The 23,533-nt window shown below is 52.9% G+C and carries 17 protein-coding genes and 1 tRNA gene; 10 read left to right on the forward strand and 8 right to left on the reverse strand.

Annotated elements, in window-relative coordinates; all coding sequences use genetic code 11:
* Positions 1–493: 493 nt before the first annotated feature.
* The 3 genes from QMN38_RS08575 to QMN38_RS08585 all read right to left on the reverse strand — a co-directional run bounded on the left by QMN38_RS08575 (position 494) and on the right by QMN38_RS08585 (position 2,285).
* Positions 494–581 (reverse strand) — tRNA-Ser (locus QMN38_RS08575).
* Positions 582–730: 149 nt separating this feature from the next.
* A complete protein-coding gene (locus tag QMN38_RS08580; protein WP_323604842.1) occupies positions 731–1,408 on the reverse strand; it encodes an isochorismatase family protein in 678 nt (225 codons plus the stop codon).
* A 16-nt stretch (positions 1,409–1,424) separates the two neighbouring features.
* Positions 1,425–2,285, reverse strand: a complete 861-nt coding sequence (locus QMN38_RS08585; protein ID WP_271454952.1) for a pirin family protein — start codon at positions 2,283–2,285, stop codon at positions 1,425–1,427.
* Between the two features lie 108 nt (positions 2,286–2,393).
* Here QMN38_RS08585 and QMN38_RS08590 point away from each other — a divergent pair, with 108 nt between their 5' ends.
* Entirely contained in the window at positions 2,394–3,305 is a 912-nt protein-coding gene (locus tag QMN38_RS08590; protein ID WP_323604843.1) for a LysR family transcriptional regulator, read from the forward strand.
* A 78-nt stretch (positions 3,306–3,383) separates the two neighbouring features.
* On the opposite strand, the gene infA is transcribed toward QMN38_RS08590, so the two are convergent.
* The 5 genes from infA to trxB all read right to left on the reverse strand — a co-directional run bounded on the left by infA (position 3,384) and on the right by trxB (position 9,209).
* Positions 3,384–3,602 carry a translation initiation factor IF-1 gene (infA, locus tag QMN38_RS08595; RefSeq protein WP_002211347.1) on the reverse strand — a complete coding sequence of 73 codons (219 nt, stop codon included), beginning with the start codon at positions 3,600–3,602 and terminating at the stop codon, positions 3,384–3,386.
* Positions 3,603–3,888: 286 nt separating this feature from the next.
* On the reverse strand, positions 3,889–4,593 hold the full coding sequence (gene aat / locus QMN38_RS08610; protein WP_323604844.1) for a leucyl/phenylalanyl-tRNA--protein transferase: 705 nt from the start codon (positions 4,591–4,593) through the stop codon (positions 3,889–3,891).
* Positions 4,594–4,637: 44 nt separating this feature from the next.
* The gene (gene cydC / locus QMN38_RS08615; RefSeq protein ID WP_271450431.1) at positions 4,638–6,359 is read right to left on the reverse strand and encodes a heme ABC transporter ATP-binding protein/permease CydC; all 1,722 of its coding nucleotides are present in this window, start codon (positions 6,357–6,359) and stop codon (positions 4,638–4,640) included.
* A complete protein-coding gene (gene cydD / locus QMN38_RS08620; RefSeq protein ID WP_271454950.1) occupies positions 6,360–8,126 on the reverse strand; it encodes a heme ABC transporter permease/ATP-binding protein CydD in 1,767 nt (588 codons plus the stop codon). It abuts the gene before it with no gap.
* 114 nt (positions 8,127–8,240) lie between these two features.
* A complete protein-coding gene (gene trxB, locus QMN38_RS08625) occupies positions 8,241–9,209 on the reverse strand; it encodes a thioredoxin-disulfide reductase (RefSeq protein ID WP_005123580.1) in 969 nt (322 codons plus the stop codon).
* Positions 9,210–9,826: 617 nt separating this feature from the next.
* Here trxB and lrp point away from each other — a divergent pair.
* From lrp to QMN38_RS08670, 9 genes are all read left to right on the forward strand, one after another.
* Positions 9,827–10,321, forward strand: coding sequence for a leucine-responsive transcriptional regulator Lrp (lrp, locus tag QMN38_RS08630; RefSeq protein WP_002439523.1), 495 nt, complete (start codon positions 9,827–9,829; stop codon positions 10,319–10,321).
* Between the two features lie 134 nt (positions 10,322–10,455).
* Positions 10,456–14,415: a DNA translocase FtsK gene (gene ftsK, locus QMN38_RS08635; protein WP_323604845.1), complete on the forward strand. Its 3,960-nt coding sequence runs from the start codon at positions 10,456–10,458 to the stop codon at positions 14,413–14,415.
* 111 nt (positions 14,416–14,526) lie between these two features.
* Positions 14,527–15,138, forward strand: a complete 612-nt coding sequence (gene lolA, locus QMN38_RS08640) for an outer membrane lipoprotein periplasmic chaperone LolA (RefSeq protein ID WP_040233939.1) — start codon at positions 14,527–14,529, stop codon at positions 15,136–15,138.
* A 10-nt stretch (positions 15,139–15,148) separates the two neighbouring features.
* Complete coding sequence (gene rarA, locus QMN38_RS08645) at positions 15,149–16,492, forward strand: replication-associated recombination protein RarA (protein WP_271440641.1); 1,344 nt, start codon at positions 15,149–15,151, stop codon at positions 16,490–16,492.
* A gap of 92 nt (positions 16,493–16,584) precedes the next feature.
* Positions 16,585–17,877, forward strand: coding sequence for a serine--tRNA ligase (gene serS / locus QMN38_RS08650; protein WP_271440642.1), 1,293 nt, complete (start codon positions 16,585–16,587; stop codon positions 17,875–17,877).
* A gap of 236 nt (positions 17,878–18,113) precedes the next feature.
* Complete coding sequence (dmsA, locus tag QMN38_RS08655) at positions 18,114–20,558, forward strand: dimethylsulfoxide reductase subunit A (RefSeq protein ID WP_202039029.1); 2,445 nt, start codon at positions 18,114–18,116, stop codon at positions 20,556–20,558.
* 10 nt (positions 20,559–20,568) lie between these two features.
* Positions 20,569–21,186 carry a DMSO/selenate family reductase complex B subunit gene (locus QMN38_RS08660; RefSeq protein WP_005123570.1) on the forward strand — a complete coding sequence of 206 codons (618 nt, stop codon included), beginning with the start codon at positions 20,569–20,571 and terminating at the stop codon, positions 21,184–21,186.
* A gap of 1 nt (position 21,187) precedes the next feature.
* A complete protein-coding gene (locus QMN38_RS08665; RefSeq protein WP_323604846.1) occupies positions 21,188–22,051 on the forward strand; it encodes a dimethyl sulfoxide reductase anchor subunit family protein in 864 nt (287 codons plus the stop codon).
* Positions 22,052–22,382: 331 nt separating this feature from the next.
* Positions 22,383–23,531, forward strand: a complete 1,149-nt coding sequence (locus tag QMN38_RS08670; protein WP_271440644.1) for an MFS transporter — start codon at positions 22,383–22,385, stop codon at positions 23,529–23,531.
* Positions 23,532–23,533: the final 2 nt, after the last annotated feature.

Raw genomic sequence — 23,533 nt, forward strand, 5'->3', positions numbered from 1 at the left:
GCTTCGCTTATCAGGCCTACGACGAGATGGAAGAAATGTAGGCCGGATAAGGTGCTTGCACCGCATCCGGCAAATGCAACAGGCGAAAAAAAAGCCCGTACTTGCGTACGAGCTCTTTCTCGAATATGGCGGTGAGGGGGGGATTGACTCGCTTTGCTCGCCCCTACGGGGCAGCCCGTTCGCTGCGCTCCCGGTCTGTCCAACTGGCTGCGCCAGTAGTTGAACCCCGGTCGGGGGTTTCTCATCCCCCCGCAGATGTGCAACAAGCGAAAAAAAAGCCCGTACTTTCGTACGAGCTCTTTCTCGAATATGGCGGTGAGGGGGGGATTGACTCGCTTTGCTCGCCCCTGCGGGGCAGCCCGTTCGCTGCGCTCCCGGTCTGTCCAACTGGCTGCGCCAGTAGTCGAACCCGGTCCGGGCTTCTCATCCCCGCCAGGCTGTGAAATATGCGAAAAAAAAAGCCCGTACTTGCGTACGAGCTCTTCTTAAAATATGGCGGTGAGGCGGGGATTCGAACCCCGGATACGTTGCCGTATACACACTTTCCAGGCGTGCTCCTTCAGCCACTCGGACACCTCACCATATTGTATTGCTGCCTGACCGCTTGGGGGGCAACGGGGCGCTACTATAGGGAGTTGCGCTAAAACGGTCAAGCAGAATTTACGTGTTCATATTCGTTTGGTTACGCAATGTACATATTCCCCCACCCGGACGGGCATGGGGGAGACGATTAGCGCTGAGAGTCCAGTTTTTCACCGTTGGTGACGACTTCCTGAGCTTTGCCGTAGCTCTCGATCAGCAGCTGATAAGCCGGGAAGACTTTGGTATACACTTCCGCCCATTCGGCGGCGTCTTCACGGTTCCATGTGCCCTGAATTTCAGAAGCGACGGCGGCAGTATCCATCGGCACGACGCCAGCCTGAACAACACGTGCCAGGGTAATTTCCTGCGCCATTTTACTGTAGGTGCCGGAAGCATCGATAACTGCGAACACTTTGTAACCTTCCGCAACCGCACTAATGGCTGGGAAAGCCATGCAAACACTGGTGATAGTACCAGCGATAATCAGCGTCTTACGACCGGTCGCTTTCACGGCTTTAACAAAATCTTCGTTATCCCAGGCGTTGATTTCACCTTTACGCGCCACGTATTGGGCGTGCGGCGCATTGGCGTGGATCTCAGGGATCAACGGACCGTTCGGTCCCTGCGGTACTGATGCGGTGGTAATCACCGGCATCTTCGCCAGAGAGGCCATTTTAGCCAGCGCGGCAGCACGTGCACGCAGTTCAGGCATTGGCATATCACCTACGGTCTGGAAAAGTCCGCTTTGGTGATCGATAAGCAACATAACGGAATCATTTACATCGATGACCGGGCGTGAACCATTAAAGTTTGCAGGACTGGACATAGTATTCTCCTTTGATTCAGATTTGGCCAAAGCGGCCGGAGTTAAAATCGCGTACGGCTTCTGCGATTTCTTGTTTCGTGTTCATGACAAACGGACCGTAACCCACAATCGGTTCGTTTAACGGTTCGCCAGACAGCAGCAGCACGATGGCATCGCTGGTGGCTTCAATGTGCAGCGTTTTCCCTTGCTGGCTTAGCACCACCAGTTGCGCTTCGCTGGCTGGCGTGGTGCCGTTGACGGTGATATTGCCTTTCAATACCACCAGGGCGGTGCTCCATCCTTCCGGCTGGGACAACGTAAGCTGATGATTACGCTGCAGACGCATATCCCAGACGTTCAGCGGCGAGAAGGTATGTGCTGGCCCTTTTATATCCTCGTAGCTACCCGCAATAACGCGAACACTTCCTGCGTCATCAGGCAGAGCAACCGTGGGGATAACATCGCTGGTGATGCCCTGATAACCCGGCACGGCCATTTTGTCTTTTGCCGGCAGGTTGACCCATAGTTGCACCATTTCCAGCTCGCCACCCTTCCGGGTAAATTCCGGAGAATGGAATTCTTCGTGTAATATGCCTGCACCTGCAGTCATCCACTGCACGTCGCCTGGGCCGATAATCCCACCGCGGCCAGTTGAGTCACGATGTTCAACTTCACCGCTGTAAACGATGGTCACCGTTTCGAAACCACGGTGAGGGTGTTCGCCCACGCCACGTTTTTCATTACCTGGGGTGAAGGTATGTGGCCCGGCGTAATCCAGCAGCAGGAACGGACTTAACTGTTCAGCATGAGACTGGTAAGAGAACATCGAGCGAACCGGGAATCCATCGCCAACCCAGTGTGGGCGAGGTGCGGTGTAGACGCCTGTTACTTGTTTCATATGTATCTCCTCAGTGGCGTTATCTTGATGTGAATAAGCTTATATTCATGACAGAGAACTGAGTAGTAGCTAAAATAGCCTTCACAGTCTCATAAATAGGACAATAAGATGACTAAGCCGGATCTCAATGATTTCGCGTGGTTTGTTCACGTAGTTGAAGAGGGAGGATTCGCTGCGGCCGGTCGGGCGCTCGATGAACCGAAATCAAAACTGAGCCGCCGAATTGCACAACTGGAGGAGAGGCTGGGGGTGCGGTTGATTCAGCGAACCACCCGGCAGTTTAATGTTACTGAAGTTGGGCAAACGTTCTACGAACACTGTAAGGCTATGCTGGTGGAAGCGCAGGCAGCGCAGGATGCCATCGCGGCGTTGCAGGTAGAGCCGCGAGGTATTGTGAAGCTGACCTGTCCGGTCACTTTACTGCACGTGCATGTCGGTGCCATGCTCGCCCGTTTTATGGCACGTTATCCCGATGTATCCGTACAGCTTGAGGCTACAAACCGCCGGGTTGACGTGGTAGGTGAAGGCCTTGATGTCGCGATTCGCGTCAGACCCCGTCCTTTTGAGGATAGCGATCTGGTAATGCGCGTGCTGGCGGACAGGGGGCATCGTTTGTATGCCAGCCCGCAGCTAATTGAGCAAATGGGGGCGCTACACTCTCCGGCGGAACTGACACGCTGGCCGGGTCTGAGCCTGGCAACGGGTAAGCATGTGCATCGCTGGGAATTATTTGGCCCACAGGGCGCGCGTGCGGAGGTGCATTTCACACCGCGTATGATTACCACCGATATGCTGGCTTTACGCGAAGCGGCAGTGGCAGGCGTAGGGGTCGTTCAGCTCCCGCAATTGATGGTAAAAGCGCAAATAGCGGCGGGCGAGCTGGTGGCATTACTGGACGGTTGGGAACCAAAGCGAGAGATCATTCACGCGGTCTTTCCATCGCGCAGGGGGTTATTGCCGTCGGTTCGTGCATTAGTGGATTTCCTTACGGAAGAATATGCACGAATGAACGAGGATTAAATACGTAGCATCAGCCCACAAAAAAGGCCGGTTAAACCGACCTTTTATTATCTGGACGCCATTCGGGCGTTTAAACAATCAGCGACTACGGAAGACAATGCGGCCTTTGCTCAGGTCGTACGGGGTTAGTTCAACAGTCACTTTGTCGCCCGTCAGGATGCGGATATAGTTTTTACGCATTTTACCGGAGATGTGTGCAGTAACCACGTGACCGTTTTCTAACTCTACGCGGAACATGGTATTAGGTAACGTATCGAGAACGGTACCCTGCATTTCAATATTGTCTTCTTTGGCCATCTAATCCTCTGGGGTATCACTACCGTAATTTGAACCGGCAAGATAATGCCGAAGTTCTTTTAATAAGTAAAGATTTGTGCGTTTAAAACGCAGCAAATCGGGTTTGGCGCATTACTCTAACCGCACACAACAAAGCCGCACTAAAAGCGCAACGTGTAAGGGAACGATGAGATAAACGATAGGCGTTGCCTGACGCGAACTGTTCCTTAACGGCGGCGGGGTAATGGGCTAAACCGACTCTGCGGCACCAATTATAACACCCCGACAAAAAATGTGCCGAAAACATTCACTCCTGAGGCGAAAATAACGTCCTGGGCACCCAGAAGTGGCTCGGTAGGCGCTGCTGGCGTAGCCTGCTTAAATGTTCAAGGTAGTCCCTGCGCGGAGTCTCAATGGCTCCCAGTGACGCGGTGTGGGTATTTAACACCTGGCAATCGATTAATTTTCCGCCCTGATGGATAAATTCAGCGCAAAAAACAAGCAGTGCGGTTTTGGATGCATTTTCCTGGCGACTGAACATCGATTCACCGCAGAAAAGGGTACCTTGCGCAACACCGTACATCCCGCCGACTAATTCATTTTGTCGCCATACTTCAATAGAGTGCGCGTGTCCAAGTTCATGCAACCGATGATAGGCATCCACGACATCATGCGTTATCCAGGTGCCTTCTTCCCGGTCGTTTGCACATCCTTCAATGACCTGACCAAACGCGTAATTAAGCGTCACGCGATACGGTGAGTGTTTATGAAAGCGCTTCATGCTGCGACTTACGTGAAATTTGTCAGGCCAGAGAATGGCGCGTGGGTCGGGCGACCACCAGAGAATAGGGTCGCCAGGGGAAAACCACGGGAAAATACCGCGTTGGTAGGCCATTAGCAGGCGGGCAGGGCTGAGATCGCCCCCCAGCGCTAATAAACCGTTAGGCTCGCGTAAAGCGCCTTCCGGTGAGGGGAAGGCGATAGAATGGCGGGACAGTTGCACCAGGCGCATGACAGCGAAACTCCACTACGCGAGTTGGATCGTTCAATAATAGCTTACAGACGTTGCTTAAACTGGTAATAACGCCCCTGCCTGGCTAACAGATCTGCGTGATTACCTTGCTCAATTATGTGTCCGTTGTCCATCACTATTATTTGATTAAATCGCGACAGTCCGCGCAGGCGATGTGTGACCATGAGTACGGTTTTATTGCGCATCACATCGTTAATCAATTCAAGCATTTGACTTTCCGTTGTCGCATCCAGACCTTCAGTAGGTTCATCCAGAAGCATCAGCGGCGCATCGTGCAGCAAGGCTCGCGCGATAGCCAAACGGCGTAGCTCTCCGCCTGAAAGCTGACGACCGCCTTCACCCAGCCAGGCATTGAGCCCGTCACCTTCAAGTAGTTTTTCCAGACCGACACGGCACAGCATCCCGGATAGCGCTTCATCGCTGGCGTGTGGCGCAGCCAGCAGCAGATTATCGCGCAATGTCGCACTGAACAGATGTACTCGCTGTGGTACGACGCTGATGCATTGGCGTAAAGCGGCTTCGTTCAGCGTTGAAATCGGATGATCGTTAATCAGGATTTCGCCGCTTTGTGGATCCCATGCACGGGTTAATAATTGCAGTAACGTTGATTTCCCACAGCCTGTCCGACCCAGAATCGCAATGTGTTCACCAGGTTTAGCGAGCAAAGAAAGGGTGTCCAGCGCTTTTTGTGTTTGCCCAGGATAGCTGAAAGACACCTCACGCAATGTCAGAGTAATTTGTTCCGAAACGGTAGCTTCCGTATCCGGGAAGGTGACTTCCGGTTTCTGCTCTGTCAGCTCGGTAATACGTAGTGCTGAAGCAATCACCTGGCCGAGATGTTGAAATGCGCCGGTAACAGGGGCCAGCGCTTCGAAAGCGGCCAGCGCGCAGAACACAAACAACGCTATCAGTGCGCCGGGTTGTGTGTTTCCACCTACGCCACCTGAAGCCATCCATAACATCATCACCACAGCCAGAGCGCCAATCAGCAGCATGACAGCCTGAGACAAGGCCGTTAATTCGGACTGACGACGCTGCGCTTCGTGCCACTGTAATTCGGTGGTTTCCATTTGTGTGCGATAGCGATCGCTGGCACCAAAAATGGTCAGCTCAGCCTGACCCTGTAACCAGGAGGTCAACTGCTGACGATATTGCCCTCGCAGATGCGTCAGGTTCTGCCCGGTGCTTTTACCTGCCTGGTAAAACAACGGAGGCAAGATAAACAGAGTCAGCAGCATAATGCCGCCAAGGGTGATGGCGAGCGTGAGATCGAGAACGCTCAATCCTAGCGTGACCACCACAATAACGACAAACGCGCCAACCAGCGGGGAGAGCACACGTAAATAGAGATGATCGAGTGTGTCGACATCCGCCACAACGCGGTTGAGCAGTTCGCCCTGACCGTATCGGGCGAGCCCGGCAGGGGAGAGCGGCAGCAATTTGCTGAAGGTGTAAATACGCAAATGCTGCAATACACGAAACGTCGCGTCGTGACTGACCAGTCGTTCGAAATAACGACCTGCGGTTCGGGTAATTGCCGCCCCGCGAACGCCAGCCGCCGGGAGCATGTAGTTAAAACTGTAGATCCCGGTGACACCGACAACGGCGGAAGCAGACAGGAACCAGCCTGAAAGCGTCAGCAAACCAATGCTTGCCAATAATGTGACGATCGCCAGAACGATCCCCAGTGTTAACATCCATTTATGACGTTTATACAGCGTCAGATAGGGTAGCAAAGCGCGCATTTAGATGTCCTCCTGACGGTGAGCCAGTAATGTCGCAAAAGCCCCGTTGGCTGCGCTAAGTTGCGCATAGGTACCTTGTTCGACAATCTGACCGTCTTGCATGACCCAGATGGCGTCCCAGTCGGCAAGATCTTCCAACTGGTGCGTAACCATCAGTGTGCTCTGGCGGCGCGATGCCGCATTCAACGCCTGCATCACGCGTTGTTCGCTGTGTGCATCCAGACTGGCTGCGGGTTCGTCGAGCAGCAGTAACTGACACGGGTTGAGTAAGGCGCGGGCAACGGCAACGCGCTGTGCTTGTCCGACAGAAAGTCGACCTGCCTGGTCGCCTACAGGGGTATCCACACCCTGAGGAAGCAGCGGTAAAAACTCACTGACCCAGGCGCTATCGAGCGCGGCCTGTAGCTGTTCTTCGCTGGCATCAGGGCATGCCAGCAGCACATTTTCGCGCAATGTAGCAGCCGGAAGCTGCGGGTTTTGCCCAACCCATGAGAGTTGTTTACGCCAGGCGTCAGGCGACAAGTCACGAAGTTCAAAGCCATTAATACGCAATGAGCCCTGATACGAGAGAAAACCGGACAGGACATTCAGCAACGAGCTCTTACCGGACCCACTACGCCCAACCAGCACCGCGCGCTGGCCTGCGGGTAGGGAGAAGTTAAGCGGGCCAGCCAGAATTTTGCCTTCGGGTGAGGTGATGATCAGATCTTCGGCTTCAATTGCAACCGCGTCTTTGGTCGCCAGCTCAATATCGCCACGCTCAGGATGCGCGAGCGGGGTTTCCATGAACGTTTTCAGACTGTCGGCAGCGCCTACCGCTTGCGCCTTGGCATGGTAAAACGTCCCCAGGTCGCGCAGTGGCTGGAAAAATTCCGGTGCCAGAATCAGTGCCAGGAAACCTGCCGCCAGCGTGACGCCGGTTCCGTAGTGACCGAAATCAAGCTCGCCGAGATAAGAAAAACCGAAGTACACGGCTACCAGGGCAATAGAGAGCGAAGTGAAAAACTCCAGCACACCCGAAGAGAGGAATGCCAGGCGAAGCACTTCCATCGTGCGCTGACGGAAATCCTGCGATGCAGCCCGGATGCTTTCCGTCTCCGCTTCGCCGCGACCAAAAATTCTCAGTGTTTCCATGCCGCGCAAGCGATCGAGGAAGTGACCGCTGAGTCGGGCAAGTGCCTGAAAGTTACGCCGGTTGGCATCGGCAGCGCCCATACCGACCATCGCCATAAACAGAGGGATCAGTGGTGCGGTTCCCAACAGGATAAGGGCTGCAACCCAGTTTGACGGGAAAACGGCAGCCACAATCAATAACGGGACGCAAACCGCAAGCGCCATTTGCGGCAAATAACGCGCATAGTAGTCATGCATATCGTCAATCTGTTCCAGAATCAGCGTGGCCCAGCTTCCGGCTGGCTTCCCCTGTATCCATGCTGGCCCCGCCTGTTGCAGACGGTCCAGAACCTGACGACGAATCTCAAAACGAATATGTTGGCCCGCGTGAAACCCTATTCGCTCACGTAACCAGACAACCCACGCCCGCAGGATAAAAATCAAGACCAGCACGACGAAAGGGAACAGCAGCGCTTCACGGGGAATATTTTCCATGATCATGTGCTGCAGAATCCGAGCCATGAGCCAGGCCTGAGCGACAATTAACAGGCCACTCACGAACCCCAACAGGCGTGAAATATTCAGCCAGCGTTGAGAAATGACACTTTGCTGTTTTAACCAGCGGGTAAGCTCTTTTTGACGGGTTTTATTCATTGCACGCTTAGCAGGTGAGTTATTGGAATTTTTGGGCAGGACAATGTTACAACGGGGCAAAAATAAAGGCGACTTATAGTCGCCTTTTTTACTTTTGTTACTGATTTGTAAAAACTATTTGCAGGCGTCCGCCAGACCGTCGAGATAACGTTCAGCGTCCAGGGCGGCCATACAACCTGTGCCAGCTGAGGTAATCGCCTGACGATAAATATGGTCCATCACGTCACCGGCAGCGAACACACCAGGAATGCTGGTTTGTGTCGCATTGCCGTGAATACCGGACTGAACTTTGATATAGCCGTTTTCCAGTTCAAGTTGACCATCGAAAATAGCCGTGTTCGGGCTGTGGCCGATGGCGACAAACAATCCGGCGACGTCGAGAGATTCAACGTTGTCAGTATTTTGCGTATCGCGCAGACGCAATCCGGTTACACCCATTTGATCGCCAGTCACTTCTTCCAGTGTGCGATGCGTGTGCAGCACGATGTTGCCGTTTTCAACTTTATCCATCAAACGTTTGATGAGGATTTTCTCGGCACGGAAACTGTCGCGGCGGTGAATCAAGTGAACTTCGGAGGCGATATTCGCCAGGTATAACGCTTCTTCCACAGCGGTGTTGCCGCCGCCGATCACCGCAACTTTTTGGTTACGATAGAAGAAACCGTCACAGGTTGCGCAGGCGGAGACACCGCGGCCTTTAAAGGCTTCTTCTGAAGGTAAGCCCAGATAGCGTGCTGAAGCGCCAGTGGCGATGATCAGTGCGTCACAGGTGTATTCGCCGCTGTCTCCGGTGAGACGGAAAGGACGGTTTTGCAGATCAACCTTACTGATGTGATCGAAGATGATCTCCGTTTCAAATTTCGTTGCGTGCTCGTGCATGCGCTCCATCAGCAGTGGGCCAGTGAGATCGTTTGGATCGCCAGGCCAGTTCTCCACTTCTGTTGTGGTGGTCAGTTGACCGCCTTTTTCCATACCGGTAATCAGCACCGGCTGCAGGTTTGCGCGCGCAGCGTAGACGGCGGCGGTATAGCCCGCAGGGCCTGAACCCAGAATAAGAAGTTTACTGTGTTTGGTCGTGCCCATGAGATCCCCATAGTTGTTGGTAGGCAATGGGCAGGATTGTAGGGAATTTGCAGACGTAAAAAAAGAGTATGGCGATTTTGTTAACAATATGTGTAATAGCGGAAACCGATGACGGGCAAAATTGAGGGCCGTACACTTCTCTAACTCATTCGAGTTGGGGGACGCGTGAAGCCAACGCACAGACAACGTGAAGTATGGCGGGGGTATAATGATTTCTACTTAAAATCGGTCAGTTATAAGGTGATAAAATGACGATTTTCCATCACTCCCAATGAATAACTGGCATGTTGTACTAAAAATCGATGTTTTGCTTTGACAATCACCTGCTGTTTTGCGAAAACATTCAAGGAAGAAAAAAACTGTGTCATGTATATGCTGCATAATCATGCATGTAGATACCATGTTTACCGGGTTAGTGAAATCTACGCATGGTGTGGACAGATGCCATTCGTGATGTCGATAGCCGCCGACAGGCAACGGTCTTCTCACCATAAACCCAGGCATTGCGCACCGTAAATCCCTCTGGGTTGCGGTTTATTGTGATGGGTAGCGACTCTGAACAGTGATGTTAGTAGAGTCAGGCAGGAGTAGGGAAGGAATACAGAGAGACAATAATAATGGTAGATAGTAAGAAGCGCCCTGGCAAAGATCTCGACCGTATCGATCGTAACATTCTTAATGAGCTGCAAAAGGATGGGCGTATTTCTAACGTCGAGCTTTCAAAACGAGTGGGACTTTCTCCAACGCCCTGCCTTGAGCGTGTGCGTCGGTTGGAAAGACAGGGTTTTATTCAGGGCTATACAGCGCTGTTGAACCCGCATTATCTGGATGCATCACTTCTGGTTTTTGTTGAGATTACTCTGAATCGTGGCGCCCCGGATGTGTTTGAGCAATTTAACTCTGCAGTACAAAAACTTGAAGAAATTCAAGAGTGTCATTTGGTTTCCGGTGATTTCGACTATCTGCTGAAAACACGCGTACCGGATATGTCGGCATACCGTAAGCTGCTGGGGGAAACCCTGCTGCGTCTGCCTGGCGTGAATGACACACGTACTTACGTGGTAATGGAAGAAGTCAAACAGAGCAATCGTCTGGTAATTAAGACGCGCTAACACGGAACAGGTGCAAAATCGACGCAGTTTGATTACACTCCTGTTAATCCATACAGCAACAGTGCCGGGGTAACCCGGTGCTGTTGTCCGTTTTAGCATCGGGCAGGAAAAGCCTGAAACCTGGAGAGCCGTTTTTGAGCCAGGAATACACTGAAGACAAAGACGTCACATTGACGAAGTTAAGCAGCGGGCGCCGACTTCTGGAAGCGTTGCTGATCCTTATTGCCCTTTTTGCCGTCTGGTTGATGGCTGCCTTACTCAGCTTTAACCCTTCGGACCCCAGTTGGTCGCAAACCGCATGGCACGAACCTATCCATAATCTGGGCGGCATACCCGGAGCATGGCTGGCGGATACGCTGTTCTTTATTTTTGGTGTCATGGCTTACACTATCCCCGTGATAATCGTCGGCGGTTGCTGGTTTGCCTGGCGACATCAGGCCAGCGACGAATACGTCGATTACTTCGCCGTATCGCTGCGTATTATTGGCGTTCTGGCGCTGATCCTCACCTCTTGCGGGCTTGCCGCAATCAATGCCGATGACATCTGGTATTTTGCCTCTGGCGGCGTTATTGGCAGCCTGCTCAGTACCACGCTGCAACCCTTGTTGCACAGCAGTGGTGGTACGCTTGCGCTGTTATGTATCTGGGCCGCGGGTTTAACGCTGTTTACTGGCTGGTCATGGGTGAGCATTGCCGAGAAACTGGGCGGCTGGTTACTGAATATCCTGACATTTGCCAGCAATCGTACTCGTCGCGATGATACCTGGGTTGATGACGAAGAATATGACGATGATGAAGAGTCTGTCGACGCCGTTGATGGCACCCCACATGAATCCCGACGGGCACGTATTCTGCGCGGAGCGTTAGCGCGCCGTAAACGGCTGGCAGAGAAGTTTACCAATCCACTTGGGCGTCACACTGATGCCGCGCTGTTCTCCGGCAAGCGCATGGATGATGAGGATGAAATTGAATACAGCGCGCGTGGCGTTGTAGCCGATCCTAACGATGTCTTGTTCTCTGGCAACCGTGCCACATTGCCTGAATACGATGAATTCGACCCGCTATTAAACGGCCATTCAGTGACTGAGCCGGTCACTGCGGCGGCGGTGGCCACTGCCACTGCGGCAACTCAGGCCTGGAGTGCGCCAGTCGACCCGCTGTTGCAACCTGCGCCAGTACCGGGGGCCGTAGAACAACCCGTTCCTGCTGTGGCATGGCAATCTGCACCGGCTCCGCAAACCGGTGAAGCGGTTATCGCGCCAGCACCGGAAGGTTACCCACAGCCCGTTCAGTACGCACAGCCTCCGGTTCAGCCTTATGAACCCTGGCAGCAACCTGCACCGGTTGAACCGCAGATGCCATATTCTGTACCGCCAGTTGGCGAAGCTGGCTATGAACAGCCGACGATGCCGCAACCGGCAATGCCGTGGCAAGCACCTGAGCCGGTGGTGGAACACGCCTGGCAACCAGAACCGGTTTACCAGCAGAGTGCGCCGCTTGAACCGCAGCCTGTCTATCAGCAAGACATCGTGCAGCAACAACCCGTGGTTCATCAGCAGCCCGTGGTGGAACAGCCGCCGGTTGCCGAGCCTGAACCTGTCGTTGAAGAGGTGAAACCAGCACGTCCACCGCTCTACTATTTTGAAGAAGTAGAAGAAAAACGTGCGCGTGAGCGTGAGCAGCTAGCTGCCTGGTATCAGCCGATTCCAGAACCCGTACAAGAGCCTGAGCGGGTGAAACCCGTTGCACCGTCTATGCCTGCTGCATCCATACCTCCCGTTGAGTCTGTGGCTGCCGTAGCGCCGCTGGCTGCTGGGGTGAAAAACGCTGCATTGGGTGCCGGTGCAGCCGTTGCCGCACCGGTATTTAGTCTTGCTGGGAATGGTGCACCGCGTCCGCAGGTGAAAGAGGGAATTGGCCCGCAACTGCCACGTCCTAATCGTGTGCGTGTCCCGACACGCCGGGAGTTGGCTTCATATGGCATTAAGTTGCCTTCACAACGTATGGCTGAAGAGAAAGCGCGCGAAGAGCAGCTTGATACGGATGCGCAATACAGTGACGATGAAATTGATGCTATGCAGCAGGATGAACTGGCGCGTCAATTTGCTCAGTCGCAGCAGCATCGCTATGGCGAAGAGTATCAGGATGACACAGCGCATGCTGATGACGAAGATTCAGCAGCAGAAGCTGAACTGGCGCGTCAGTTCGCGTCTTCCCAACAGCAACGTTATTCCGGCGCGCAGCCTGCCGGGGCGAATCCATTCTCGCTTGATGATTTTGAATTCTCACCAATGAAAGCGTTAGTGGATGAAGGTCCGCATGAGCCGCTGTTTACCCCCAGCGTGATGCCGGAACCTGCGCCACAGTATCAACAGCCTGTCGCACCGCAGCAGCATTATCAGCAGCCGCCACAGCCTGTCGCACCGCAGCAGCATTATCAGCAGCCGCCACAGCCTGTTGCACCGCAGCAGCATTATCAGCAGCCGCCACAGCCTGTCGCTCCGCAGCAGCACTATCAGCAGCCATCGCAGCCTGTCACACCACCGCCGCAGGAAAGCCTGATCCATCCGTTATTGATGCGTAATGGCGACAGCCGCCCTGTACAGCGTCCGACGACGCTGCTGCCATCGCTGGATTTGCTCACCCCACCACCGGCGGAAGTTGAGCCAATAGATACATTCGCGCTGGAGCAAATGGCGCGTCTGGTGGAAGCGCGTCTGGCCGATTTCCGTATTAAAGCCGATGTGGTGAACTACTCGCCCGGACCGGTCATTACCCGTTTTGAGTTAAATCTGGCACCGGGTGTTAAAGCTGCGCGTATTTCTAACCTCTCCCGAGATCTGGCGCGCTCGCTATCCACTGCGGCAGTTCGTGTAGTGGAGGTTATTCCAGGTAAACCGTATGTCGGACTGGAATTACCGAACAAAAAACGCCAGACCGTCTATCTGCGTGAAGTACTGGATAACGCGAAATTCCGTGATAATCCGTCACCGCTTACTGTCGTTCTCGGCAAGGACATTGCTGGTGAACCTGTGACTGCCGATTTGGCGAAGATGCCGCATCTGTTAGTGGCAGGTACTACGGGGTCAGGTAAATCTGTTGGGGTCAACGCCATGATCCTCAGCATGCTCTACAAGGCGCAGCCGGAAGATGTTCGCTTTATCATGATCGACCCGAAAATGCTCGAGCTGTCGGTTTATGAAGGTATCCCGCATCTGTTGACTGAAGTTGTTACGGATATGAAAGACGCAGCCAATGCCTTGCGCTGGAGCGTTAATGAAATGGAACGCCGCTATAAGCTGATGTCAGCGCTGGGTGTGCGTAACCTTGCGGGCTACAACGAGAAGATTGCGGAAGCAGATCGTATGGGACGTCCAATCCCGGATCCGTACTGGAAACCAGGCGATAGTATGGATGTCACTCATCCGGTACTGAAAAAAGAGCCGTATATTGTGGTTCTGGTCGATGAATTTGCTGATCTGATGATGACTGTCGGTAAAAAAGTGGAAGAACTGATTGCCCGTCTGGCGCAAAAAGCGCGTGCGGCAGGTATCCACCTGGTGCTGGCAACCCAGCGTCCGTCAGTTGACGTTATCACTGGGCTTATCAAAGCAAATATCCCGACGCGTATAGCGTTTACTGTCTCGAGCAAAATTGACTCTCGTACCATTCTTGATCAGGGTGGCGCTGAATCCCTGTTGGGCATGGGCGATATGCTCTATTCTGCACCAAACTCAACGATTCCGGTGCGTGTACATGGTGCCTTTGTGCGCGATGAAGAGGTTCACGCGGTCGTCCAGGACTGGAAAGCGCGTGGCCGTCCACAGTACGTGGAAGGCATCACTTCGGACACCGAAAGTGAAGGTGGCGGCGGTGGTTTTGACGGTGGGGAAGAACTGGATCCGTTGTTCGATCAGGCGGTGAATTTTGTTACCCAGAAACGCAAAGCTTCCATCTCCGGCGTCCAGCGCCAGTTCCGCATTGGTTATAACCGTGCGGCGCGCATCATCGAACAGATGGAAGCGCAGGGAATTGTCAGCGAGCAGGGACATAATGGCAATCGTGAAGTGTTGGCCCCACCGCCCTTTGATTGATTGCAAAGTTAAGTAATTCAGTATTTTCTACTTTCCTCATGCTGATTTTTGGCCTGAAATGGATAGCAGAAGGAGCTCCCCGTTGGGAGTGACGTATTTTGAGGAATAACGATGAAAAGAATCGCAATCACCTGTGCATTATTGTCGAGCTTTGTGGTGAGCAGCGTTTGGGCTGACGCCGCCAGCGACCTGAAAAGCCGTCTGGATAAAGTCAGCAGCTTCCACGCCAGTTTTACCCAGAAGGTAACGGATGGTAGCGGCGCAGCGGTGCAGGAAGGCCAGGGTGATTTATGGGTTAAACGTCCGAATCTGTTTAACTGGCATATGACACAGCCTGACGAAAGCATTCTGGTCTCTGATGGTAAAACACTGTGGTTCTTCAACCCGTTTGTTGAGCAGGCGACGGCGACCTGGCTGAAAGATGCCACGGGTAACACGCCGTTTATGCTGATTGCGCGTAACCAGTCAAGCGACTGGCAGCAGTACAATATTAAGCAAAACGGCGATGATTTTGTGCTGACGCCCAAAACCAGCAGCGGCAACCTGAAGCAGTTCACCATCAATGTTGGACGCGATGGAACAATTCATCAGTTTAGCGCTGTTGAACAGGACGATCAGCGTAGTAGCTACCAGTTGAAATCGCAGCAGAATGGCGCGATCGAACCATCAAAATTCACCTTTACCCCGCCACAAGGCGTAACGGTAGACGATCAACGTAAGTAGAGGCGCGTGAGTGGGCAACCTGTCGCTCGATTTTTCTGATAATACCTTTCAACCCCTGGCCGCGCGTATGCGGCCAGAAAATTTAGCGCAGTATATCGGCCAGCAACATCTGCTGGCTGCGGGTAAGCCCTTGCCGCGCGCCATCGAGGCCGGACACCTGCATTCCATGATTTTATGGGGGCCGCCAGGAACGGGAAAGACCACGCTTGCCGAAGTCATTGCCCGTTATGCGAACGCTGATGTTGAACGTATTTCAGCCGTCACCTCGGGTGTGAAGGAAATTCGCGAAGCGATTGAACGTGCGCGTCAGAACCGTAATGCTGGCCGACGCACAATACTGTTCGTGGACGAAGTTCACCGCTTTAATAAAAGCCAGCAGGACGCTTTTCTTCCGCATATTGAAGACGGCACGATTACGTTTATTGGGGCGACCACCGAAAATCCCTCGTTTGAGCTGAACTCGGCACTGCTGTCGCGCGCACGCGTTTATTTACTGAAATCATTGACCACTGAAGATATCGAGCAGGTGCTGGATCAGGCGATGTCAGATAAAGCGCGAGGTTATGGCGGCCAGGATATCGTTTTGCCGAACGAAACGCGTCGGGCGATTGCTGAACTGGTAAACGGTGATGCGCGGCGGGCGCTAAATACGCTGGAAATGATGGCCGACATGGCCGAAGTTGATGATTCTGGCAAGCGCGTATTGAAACCAGAATTGCTCACTGAGATTGCCGGTGAACGTAGCGCGCGTTTCGATAATAAAGGCGATCGTTTTTACGACCTGATCTCAGCATTGCATAAGTCGGTTCGCGGTAGTGCACCGGATGCAGCTCTTTACTGGTATGCGCGCATCATTAGTGCAGGCGGTGACCCGCTCTACGTTGCCCGTCGCTGTTTGGCAATTGCCTCTGAAGATGTGGGAAATGCCGACCCTCGCGCTATGCAGGTGGCAATTTCTGCATGGGATTGTTTTACCCGCGTAGGTCCTGCGGAAGGTGAACGCGCTATTGCTCAGGCGATTGTCTATCTGGCCTGCGCGCCGAAAAGTAATGCGGTATACACCGCCTTTAAAGCCGCTCTGGCAGATGCCCGTGAACGCCCAGATTACGACGTACCGGTGCACTTGCGCAACGCGCCGACGAAGCTCATGAAAGAGATGGGGTATGGCCAGGAATATCGCTACGCCCATGATGAGCCAAATGCCTACGCTGCTGGAGAAGAATACTTCCCGCAGGAAATGGCACAAACGCGCTATTATCACCCGACAAACAGAGGTCTTGAAGGCAAGATTGGCGAAAAGCTCGCCTGGCTCGCCGGACAGGATCAAAATAGCCCTATAAAACGCTACCGTTAGTGTTATCGTTGCGGTAATGTTGTCGATGTATCCCTGTGACCGCAGGCTGTGGTCACTTTCTCCTATTTTAATTCGATAAGCACAGGATAAGCATGCTCGATCCCAATCTGCTGCGTAATGAGCCAGACGCAGTCGCAGAAAAACTGGCAAGCCGGGGCTTTAAGCTGGATGTAGATAAGCTGCGCGCTCTTGAAGAGCGTCGTAAAGTTCTGCAGGTACAAACTGAAAACCTGCAGGCAGAGCGTAACTCTCGATCGAAATCCATCGGCCAGGCAAAAGCGCGCGGGGAAGATATCGAGTCTTTACGTCTGGAAGTGAACAAACTGGGCGAAGAGCTGGATGCCGCGAAAGCTGAACTTGATACCTTACAGGCCGAGATCCGCGACATTGCGCTGACCATTCCTAACCTGCCGGCGGACGACGTTCCGGTAGGTAAAGATGAGAATGACAACGTTGAAGTGAGTCGCTGGGGTACCCCACGTGAATTCGATTTCGACGTGCGCGATCACGTGACGCTGGGTGAAATGCACACAGGTCTTGATTTCGCCGCTGCGGTTAAACTGACCGGCTCTCGTTTTGTTGTCATGAAAGGGCAGATTGCGCGTATGCACCGTGCGCTGTCTCAGTTCATGCTGGATCTGCATACTGAACAACATGGCTACAGTGAAAACTACGTTCCGTATCTGGTCAACCATGACACGCTGTACGGTACCGGTCAGTTGCCGAAATTTGCTGGTGATCTGTTCCATACGCGTCCGCTGGATGAAGAAGCCGACAGCAGCAACTATGCGCTGATCCCGACGGCAGAAGTTCCGCTGACCAACCTGGTACGCGATGAAATCATTGACGAAGACGCGTTGCCAATCAAAATGACTGCGCATACGCCATGCTTCCGTTCTGAGGCCGGTTCTTATGGTCGTGATACCCGCGGTCTGATCCGTATGCACCAGTTCGACAAAGTTGAGATGGTGCAGATTGTTCGTCCTGAAGATTCTATGGACGCGCTGGAAGAGATGACCGGTCATGCTGAAAAAGTACTTCAGCTGCTGGGCCTGCCGTACCGTAAGATCATCCTGTGTACTGGTGACATGGGCTTCGGCGCATGCAAAACCTACGATCTGGAAGTGTGGATCCCGGCACAGAATACCTATCGTGAAATATCCTCCTGCTCCAACGTGTGGGATTTCCAGGCTCGCCGCATGCAGGCGCGTTGCCGTAGCAAATCTGACAAGAAAACACGTTTAGTGCATACGCTGAACGGTTCTGGTCTGGCAGTGGGACGTACGCTGGTCGCCGTTATGGAAAACTACCAGCAAGCTGATGGCCGTATTCAGGTACCGGAAGTATTACGTCCGTACATGAATGGCCTGGAATTCATCGGCTAAGTCATTTTTCCTTGCTAAAAAAGCGCCTCAGGGCGCTTTTTTTACGCCCGTTTGATGCCGGACAATAACCCTTACTCCATTAGTGGTAATACTGCCTTCGAATGAAAGTCAGTATTTATCTCTGTCTTTGCATAAATTCGCTATATAACGGTCTGTATAACGATAGTATCGATATATAAACGACTATACAACGAACATTCCCTTTTTGTTTATTGTGAGCAGCAGAGTGAGCCACTATGAAAACTAAGATCCCCGATGCCGTGCTGGCAGCTGAGGTGAGTCGTCGCAGTTTGGTAAAAACGACGGCGATAGGCGGGCTGGCAGTGGCCAGTAGCGCGTTTACCCTGCCATTTACCCGTATTGCAAACGCTGCAGATGCCATTAACCCGTCACCCGTCAATGAGAAAGTGATCTGGAGTGCGTGTACGGTAAACTGCGGTAGCCGTTGTCCGCTGCGTATGCATGTCGTAGACGGTGAAATCAAATATGTCGAGACCGACAACACGGGCGATGATAACTATGACGGCTTGCATCAGGTTCGTGCCTGCCTGCGTGGTCGGTCCATGCGTCGTCGTGTTTATAATCCCGATCGTCTGAAATACCCAATGAAGCGTGTCGGCAAACGTGGTGAAGGTAAATTTGAGCGCATCAGTTGGGATGAAGCCTACGATATCATCGCCAGCAATATGCAGCGTTTGATTAAAGACTACGGTAACGAGTCTATCTATCTTAACTATGGGACCGGTACGCTGGGCGGTACGATGACGCGCTCATGGCCGCCGGGTAAAACGCTGGTAGCACGTTTAATGAACTGTTGCGGCGGTTACCTGAACCACTATGGGGATTATTCTTCTGCGCAAATCGCGGCAGGACTGAACTATACCTATGGCGGATGGGCAGACGGTAACAGCCCGTCTGACATTGAAAACAGTAAGCTCGTTGTCTTGTTTGGTAATAACCCTGGCGAAACGCGTATGAGCGGTGGTGGGGTGACCTATTACCTTGAACAGGCGCGGCAGAAATCTAATGCCCGCATGATCATAATCGATCCCCGCTACACGGATACCGGTGCGGGACGCGAAGATGAATGGATCCCCATTCGACCGGGTACAGATGCAGCGCTGGTTAACGGTATTGCCTATGTGCTGATCAGCGAGAATATGGTTGATCAACCGTTCCTCGATAAGTACTGCGTGGGCTATGACGAAAAAACCCTCCCGGCGGGAGCGCCGAAGAACGGTCACTATAAAGCGTATATTCTTGGTCAGGGTAAAGACGGTATCGCGAAGACCCCGGAATGGGCTGCGCAGATAACCGGTATTCCTGCTGAACGAATTGTTAAGTTGGCGCGTGAAATTGGTAGCGCGAAACCCGCCTACATTAGCCAGGGCTGGGGACCGCAGCGCCACGCCAACGGCGAGATTGCGACCCGTGCCATTTCTATGTTGGCCATTCTGACCGGCAACGTCGGTATTAACGGCGGCAATAGCGGTGCACGTGAGGGATCATACGATTTGCCGTTTGAGCGTATGCCAACGCTGGAAAACCCCGTTGAAACCAGCATCTCAATGTTTATGTGGACGGATGCGATTGAGCGTGGTCCGGAAATGACGGCGCTGCGCGACGGTGTTCGTGGTAAGGATAAGCTCGACGTTCCGATTAAGATGATCTGGAACTATGCCGGTAACTGCCTGATTAACCAGCACTCTGATATCAACCGTACGCATGAAATCCTGCAGGATGATAAGAAGTGCGAAATGATCGTCGTTATCGACTGCCATATGACCTCCTCGGCGAAATATGCCGATATTCTGCTGCCGGACTGCACGGCCTCTGAGCAGATGGACTTCGCGCTGGATGCATCTTGCGGGAATATGTCCTACGTGATTTTCACCGATCAGGCAATCAAGCCACGCTTTGAATGCAAGACTATCTACCAAATGACCAGCGAGCTGGCGAAACGCCTCGGCGTCGAGCAACAGTTTACGGAAGGCCGTACTCAGGAAGAGTGGATGCGTCATTTGTATGAACAGTCGCGCAAGGCTATACCGGAACTGCCGACATTTGAAGAGTTCCGTAAGCAGGGCATCTTTAAGCAGCGTGATCCTGAAGGACATCACGTGGCGTATAAAGCGTTTCGAGAGGACCCCAAAGCCAATCCGCTTACCACGCCGTCAGGCAAGATTGAAATTTATTCTCAAGCGCTGGCAGAAATTGCCGCAACCTGGGAACTGCCGGAAGGCGATGTGATCGATCCATTACCGATTTATACACCGGGCTTTGAAAGCTTAAACGATCCACTGGTGGAAAAATTCCCTCTGCAATTAACGGGCTTCCACTATAAATCTCGCGTCCACTCGACCTATGGCAACGTTGACGTTCTGAAAGCGTCCTGTCGCCAGGAAATGTGGATTAACCCGATGGATGCACAACGACGCGGTATTAACAACGGTGACAAGGTACGTATCTTTAACGACCGTGGTGAAGTGCATATCGAGGCTAAAGTTACCCCGCGTATGATGCCTGGCGTTGTTGCACTGGGTGAGGGCGCCTGGTATGACCCGGATGTGAAGCGTGTTGATCAGGGCGGTTGTATTAACGTGCTGACGACCCAGCGGCCTTCTCCTCTCGCTAAGGGGAATCCATCACATACGAACCTTGTTCAGGTTGAAAAGGTGTAAGGAGTAACCGATGACAACCCAGTATGGATTTTTTATTGATTCCAGCCGTTGCACCGGTTGCAAAACCTGCGAACTGGCCTGCAAAGACTTCAAAAATTTAACGCCGGACGTCAGTTTCCGCCGTATTTACGAATACGCCGGCGGTGACTGGCAGGAAGATAACGGTGTCTGGCACCAGAACGTTTTCGCCTATTACCTCTCGATTGCGTGTAACCACTGTGAAGACCCGGCCTGTACCAAGGTGTGTCCAAGCGGCGCGATGCACAAACGTGAAGATGGTTTTGTGGTCGTGGATGAAGACGTGTGCATTGGCTGTCGCTATTGCCACATGGCCTGCCCGTATGGCGCACCGCAATACAATGCCGCCAAAGGACACATGACCAAGTGCGATGGCTGTCATGAACGCGTTGCTGAGGGTAAGAAACCCATCTGTGTCGAATCCTGCCCGCTGCGTGCGCTGGACTTCGGCCCGATAGAGGAACTGCGTAAAAAACACGGCACCCTGGCCGCGGTTGCGCCGCTCCCTGGCGCGCACTTTACCAAACCGAGCATCGTCATCAAACCAAATGCCAATAGCCGCCCGACCGGGGATACCACGGGTTATCTGGCGAATCCGAAGGAGGTGTAAGATGGGAAGTGGATGGCATGAATGGCCGCTGATGATCTTCACTGTTTTCGGGCAGTGTGTGGTTGGTGGCTTTATCGTTCTGGCGCTGGCGCTGATGAAAGGGGACTTACGCCCTGATTCACAGCAGCGTGTAATTGCCTGCATGTTTGGCCTGTGGGTATTGATGGGCATCGGTTTTATTGCTTCCATGCTTCACCTGGGCTCACCGATGCGGGCGTTTAACTCCCTCAACCGTGTCGGCTCTTCCGCGCTGAGTAACGAAATCGCCAGCGGCTCGATCTTCTTTGCCGTTGGTGGTCTTGGCTGGCTACTGGCGGTGTTGAAAAAAATGCCGCCAGCATTACGCAATCTGTGGTTAGTTCTCACCATGGTGCTGGGCGTAGTTTTTGTCTGGATGATGGTGCGCGTATATAACACTATTGATACGGTGCCTACCTGGTATAGTGTCTGGACGCCGATTGGATTCTTCCTGACGTTGTTCATGGGAGGTCCGCTGCTGGGATATCTGCTGTTACGGGTTGCCGGAATTGACGGCTGGGCGATGCGACTGCTGCCTGCTATTTCAGTGCTTGCGCTGGTCGTGAGCGGCATCATGTCCGTGATGCAGGGGGCCGAACTGGCGACAATCCACAGTTCTATTCAGCAGGCATCTGCGCTGGTGCCCGATTACGGTTCGCTGATGACATGGCGGATTGTGGCACTGGCTTTAGCGTTGTGCTGCTGGATTATTCCGCAGGTGAAAGGCTACCAGCCGGCAATACCGCTGCTTTCCGTCGCGTTTATTCTGCTGTTAGTCGGTGAGTTGATTGGCCGCGGCGTGTTCTATGGTCTGCATATGACCGTCGGCATGGCGGTCGCCAGCTAACCTGAAAATGCCGAATGGCATCGCGCTTGTCCGGCCTACACATTACAGTACTGAACGTGTAGGTCGGATAAGGTGTTAATAAGGTCATCTTGCAAATAAAAGATGCCGATTATCCATGAATTTTTTCGACTGAACGCAACGGGGCAATTTTGTTTTAGATCAATTAAAACAAATAGATGTATTTTCCCATTTTTTATCAATCCGCGTTAAGAATCAGTAATACGAATCGATCCCTCTGAAAGTGCCTCAGGTCCCTGATTGCGCCGATTGACAATGTTTTTTGCAGTGGCATGATGCGCATGAAATTTGAACTTCCTCACGGTTTTTATTCATGTCCACCTATACCCGTCCCGTCATGCTATTGCTGTGCGGGCTGCTTCTGCTGACCCTGGCGATCGCCGTGTTAAACACGCTCGTTCCGCTTTGGCTCGCCCATGAAAATCTGCCAACCTGGCAGGTAGGAGTGGTTAGTTCGTCTTATTTCACCGGAAATCTGGTTGGGACGTTACTGACCGGGTACTTAATTAAACACCTCGGTTTTAACCGCAGCTATTACATCGCTTCGCTTATTTTTGCCGCGGGCTGTGTCGGACTGGGCATCATGGTAGGTTTTTGGAGCTGGATGACCTGGCGTTTTATTGCGGGCATCGGTTGTGCCATGATCTGGGTGGTAGTGGAAAGTGCGTTGATGTGCAGCGGGACGTCGCGTAACCGTGGACGCTTACTTGCCGCCTATATGATGGTCTATTACGTGGGAACGTTTTTAGGACAATTATTGGTCAGTAAAGTCTCGACAGAATTAATGAATGTTCTGCCGTGGGTGACCGGCACGATCCTGGCCGGAGTATTACCGCTGCTCTTTACCCGCATTGTGAACCAGCAGGGTGATGAACAACAGTCCACCCCCATTGTCTCTATGCTGAAGCTTCGCCAGGCCCGTCTGGGTGTGAATGGCTGCATTATCTCCGGGATTGTACTGGGGTCGTTGTATGGCCTGATGCCGCTGTATCTCAACCATCAGGGGGTCAGCAATGCCAGCATTGGTTTCTGGATGGCGGTACTGGTCAGTGCAGGTATTCTGGGACAATGGCCAATTGGTCGTTTGGCCGATAAGTTAGGTCGTCTGCTGGTTTTGCGCGTCCAGGTCTTTGTGGTGATCGTCGGGAGTATCGCTATGCTAAATCAGGCGGCGATGGCACCTGCATTGTTTATGCTGGGCGCGGCAGGTTTCACTCTTTATCCGGTTGCGATGGCCTGGGCCTGCGAGAAAGTAGAACATCATCAGTTGGTCGCTATGAACCAGGCATTATTATTAAGCTATACCGTGGGTAGCCTGCTTGGGCCGTCATTTACCGCAATGCTGATGCAAAATTATTCTGACAGTTTACTGTTTATCATGATTGCCAGCGTATCGTTTATTTATTTACTGATGCTGCTGCGTAAGACAGGGCATACCCCGAATTCTGTGGCGCATATCTGAGC

Source organism: Citrobacter sp. R-1.5.2 (assembly GCF_035064245.1).
Lineage (GTDB): Bacteria > Pseudomonadota > Gammaproteobacteria > Enterobacterales > Enterobacteriaceae > Citrobacter.

What these genes read in the sequence shown, in the direction of transcription:
- QMN38_RS08580 (WP_323604842.1), bottom strand. Translation starts at nt 1,408, where the DNA reads ATGTCCAGTCCTGCAAACTTTAATGGTTCACGCCCGGTCATCGATGTA.
- QMN38_RS08585 (WP_271454952.1), bottom strand. Translation starts at nt 2,285, where the DNA reads ATGAAACAAGTAACAGGCGTCTACACCGCACCTCGCCCACACTGGGTT.
- QMN38_RS08590 (WP_323604843.1), top strand. Translation starts at nt 2,394, where the DNA reads ATGACTAAGCCGGATCTCAATGATTTCGCGTGGTTTGTTCACGTAGTT.
- infA (WP_002211347.1), bottom strand. Translation starts at nt 3,602, where the DNA reads ATGGCCAAAGAAGACAATATTGAAATGCAGGGTACCGTTCTCGATACG.
- aat (WP_323604844.1), bottom strand. Translation starts at nt 4,593, where the DNA reads ATGCGCCTGGTGCAACTGTCCCGCCATTCTATCGCCTTCCCCTCACCG.
- cydC (WP_271450431.1), bottom strand. Translation starts at nt 6,359, where the DNA reads ATGCGCGCTTTGCTACCCTATCTGACGCTGTATAAACGTCATAAATGG.
- cydD (WP_271454950.1), bottom strand. Translation starts at nt 8,126, where the DNA reads ATGAATAAAACCCGTCAAAAAGAGCTTACCCGCTGGTTAAAACAGCAA.
- trxB (WP_005123580.1), bottom strand. Translation starts at nt 9,209, where the DNA reads ATGGGCACGACCAAACACAGTAAACTTCTTATTCTGGGTTCAGGCCCT.
- lrp (WP_002439523.1), top strand. Translation starts at nt 9,827, where the DNA reads ATGGTAGATAGTAAGAAGCGCCCTGGCAAAGATCTCGACCGTATCGAT.
- lolA (WP_040233939.1), top strand. Translation starts at nt 14,527, where the DNA reads ATGAAAAGAATCGCAATCACCTGTGCATTATTGTCGAGCTTTGTGGTG.
- serS (WP_271440642.1), top strand. Translation starts at nt 16,585, where the DNA reads ATGCTCGATCCCAATCTGCTGCGTAATGAGCCAGACGCAGTCGCAGAA.
- dmsA (WP_202039029.1), top strand. Translation starts at nt 18,114, where the DNA reads ATGAAAACTAAGATCCCCGATGCCGTGCTGGCAGCTGAGGTGAGTCGT.
- QMN38_RS08660 (WP_005123570.1), top strand. Translation starts at nt 20,569, where the DNA reads ATGACAACCCAGTATGGATTTTTTATTGATTCCAGCCGTTGCACCGGT.
- QMN38_RS08665 (WP_323604846.1), top strand. Translation starts at nt 21,188, where the DNA reads ATGGGAAGTGGATGGCATGAATGGCCGCTGATGATCTTCACTGTTTTC.
- QMN38_RS08670 (WP_271440644.1), top strand. Translation starts at nt 22,383, where the DNA reads ATGTCCACCTATACCCGTCCCGTCATGCTATTGCTGTGCGGGCTGCTT.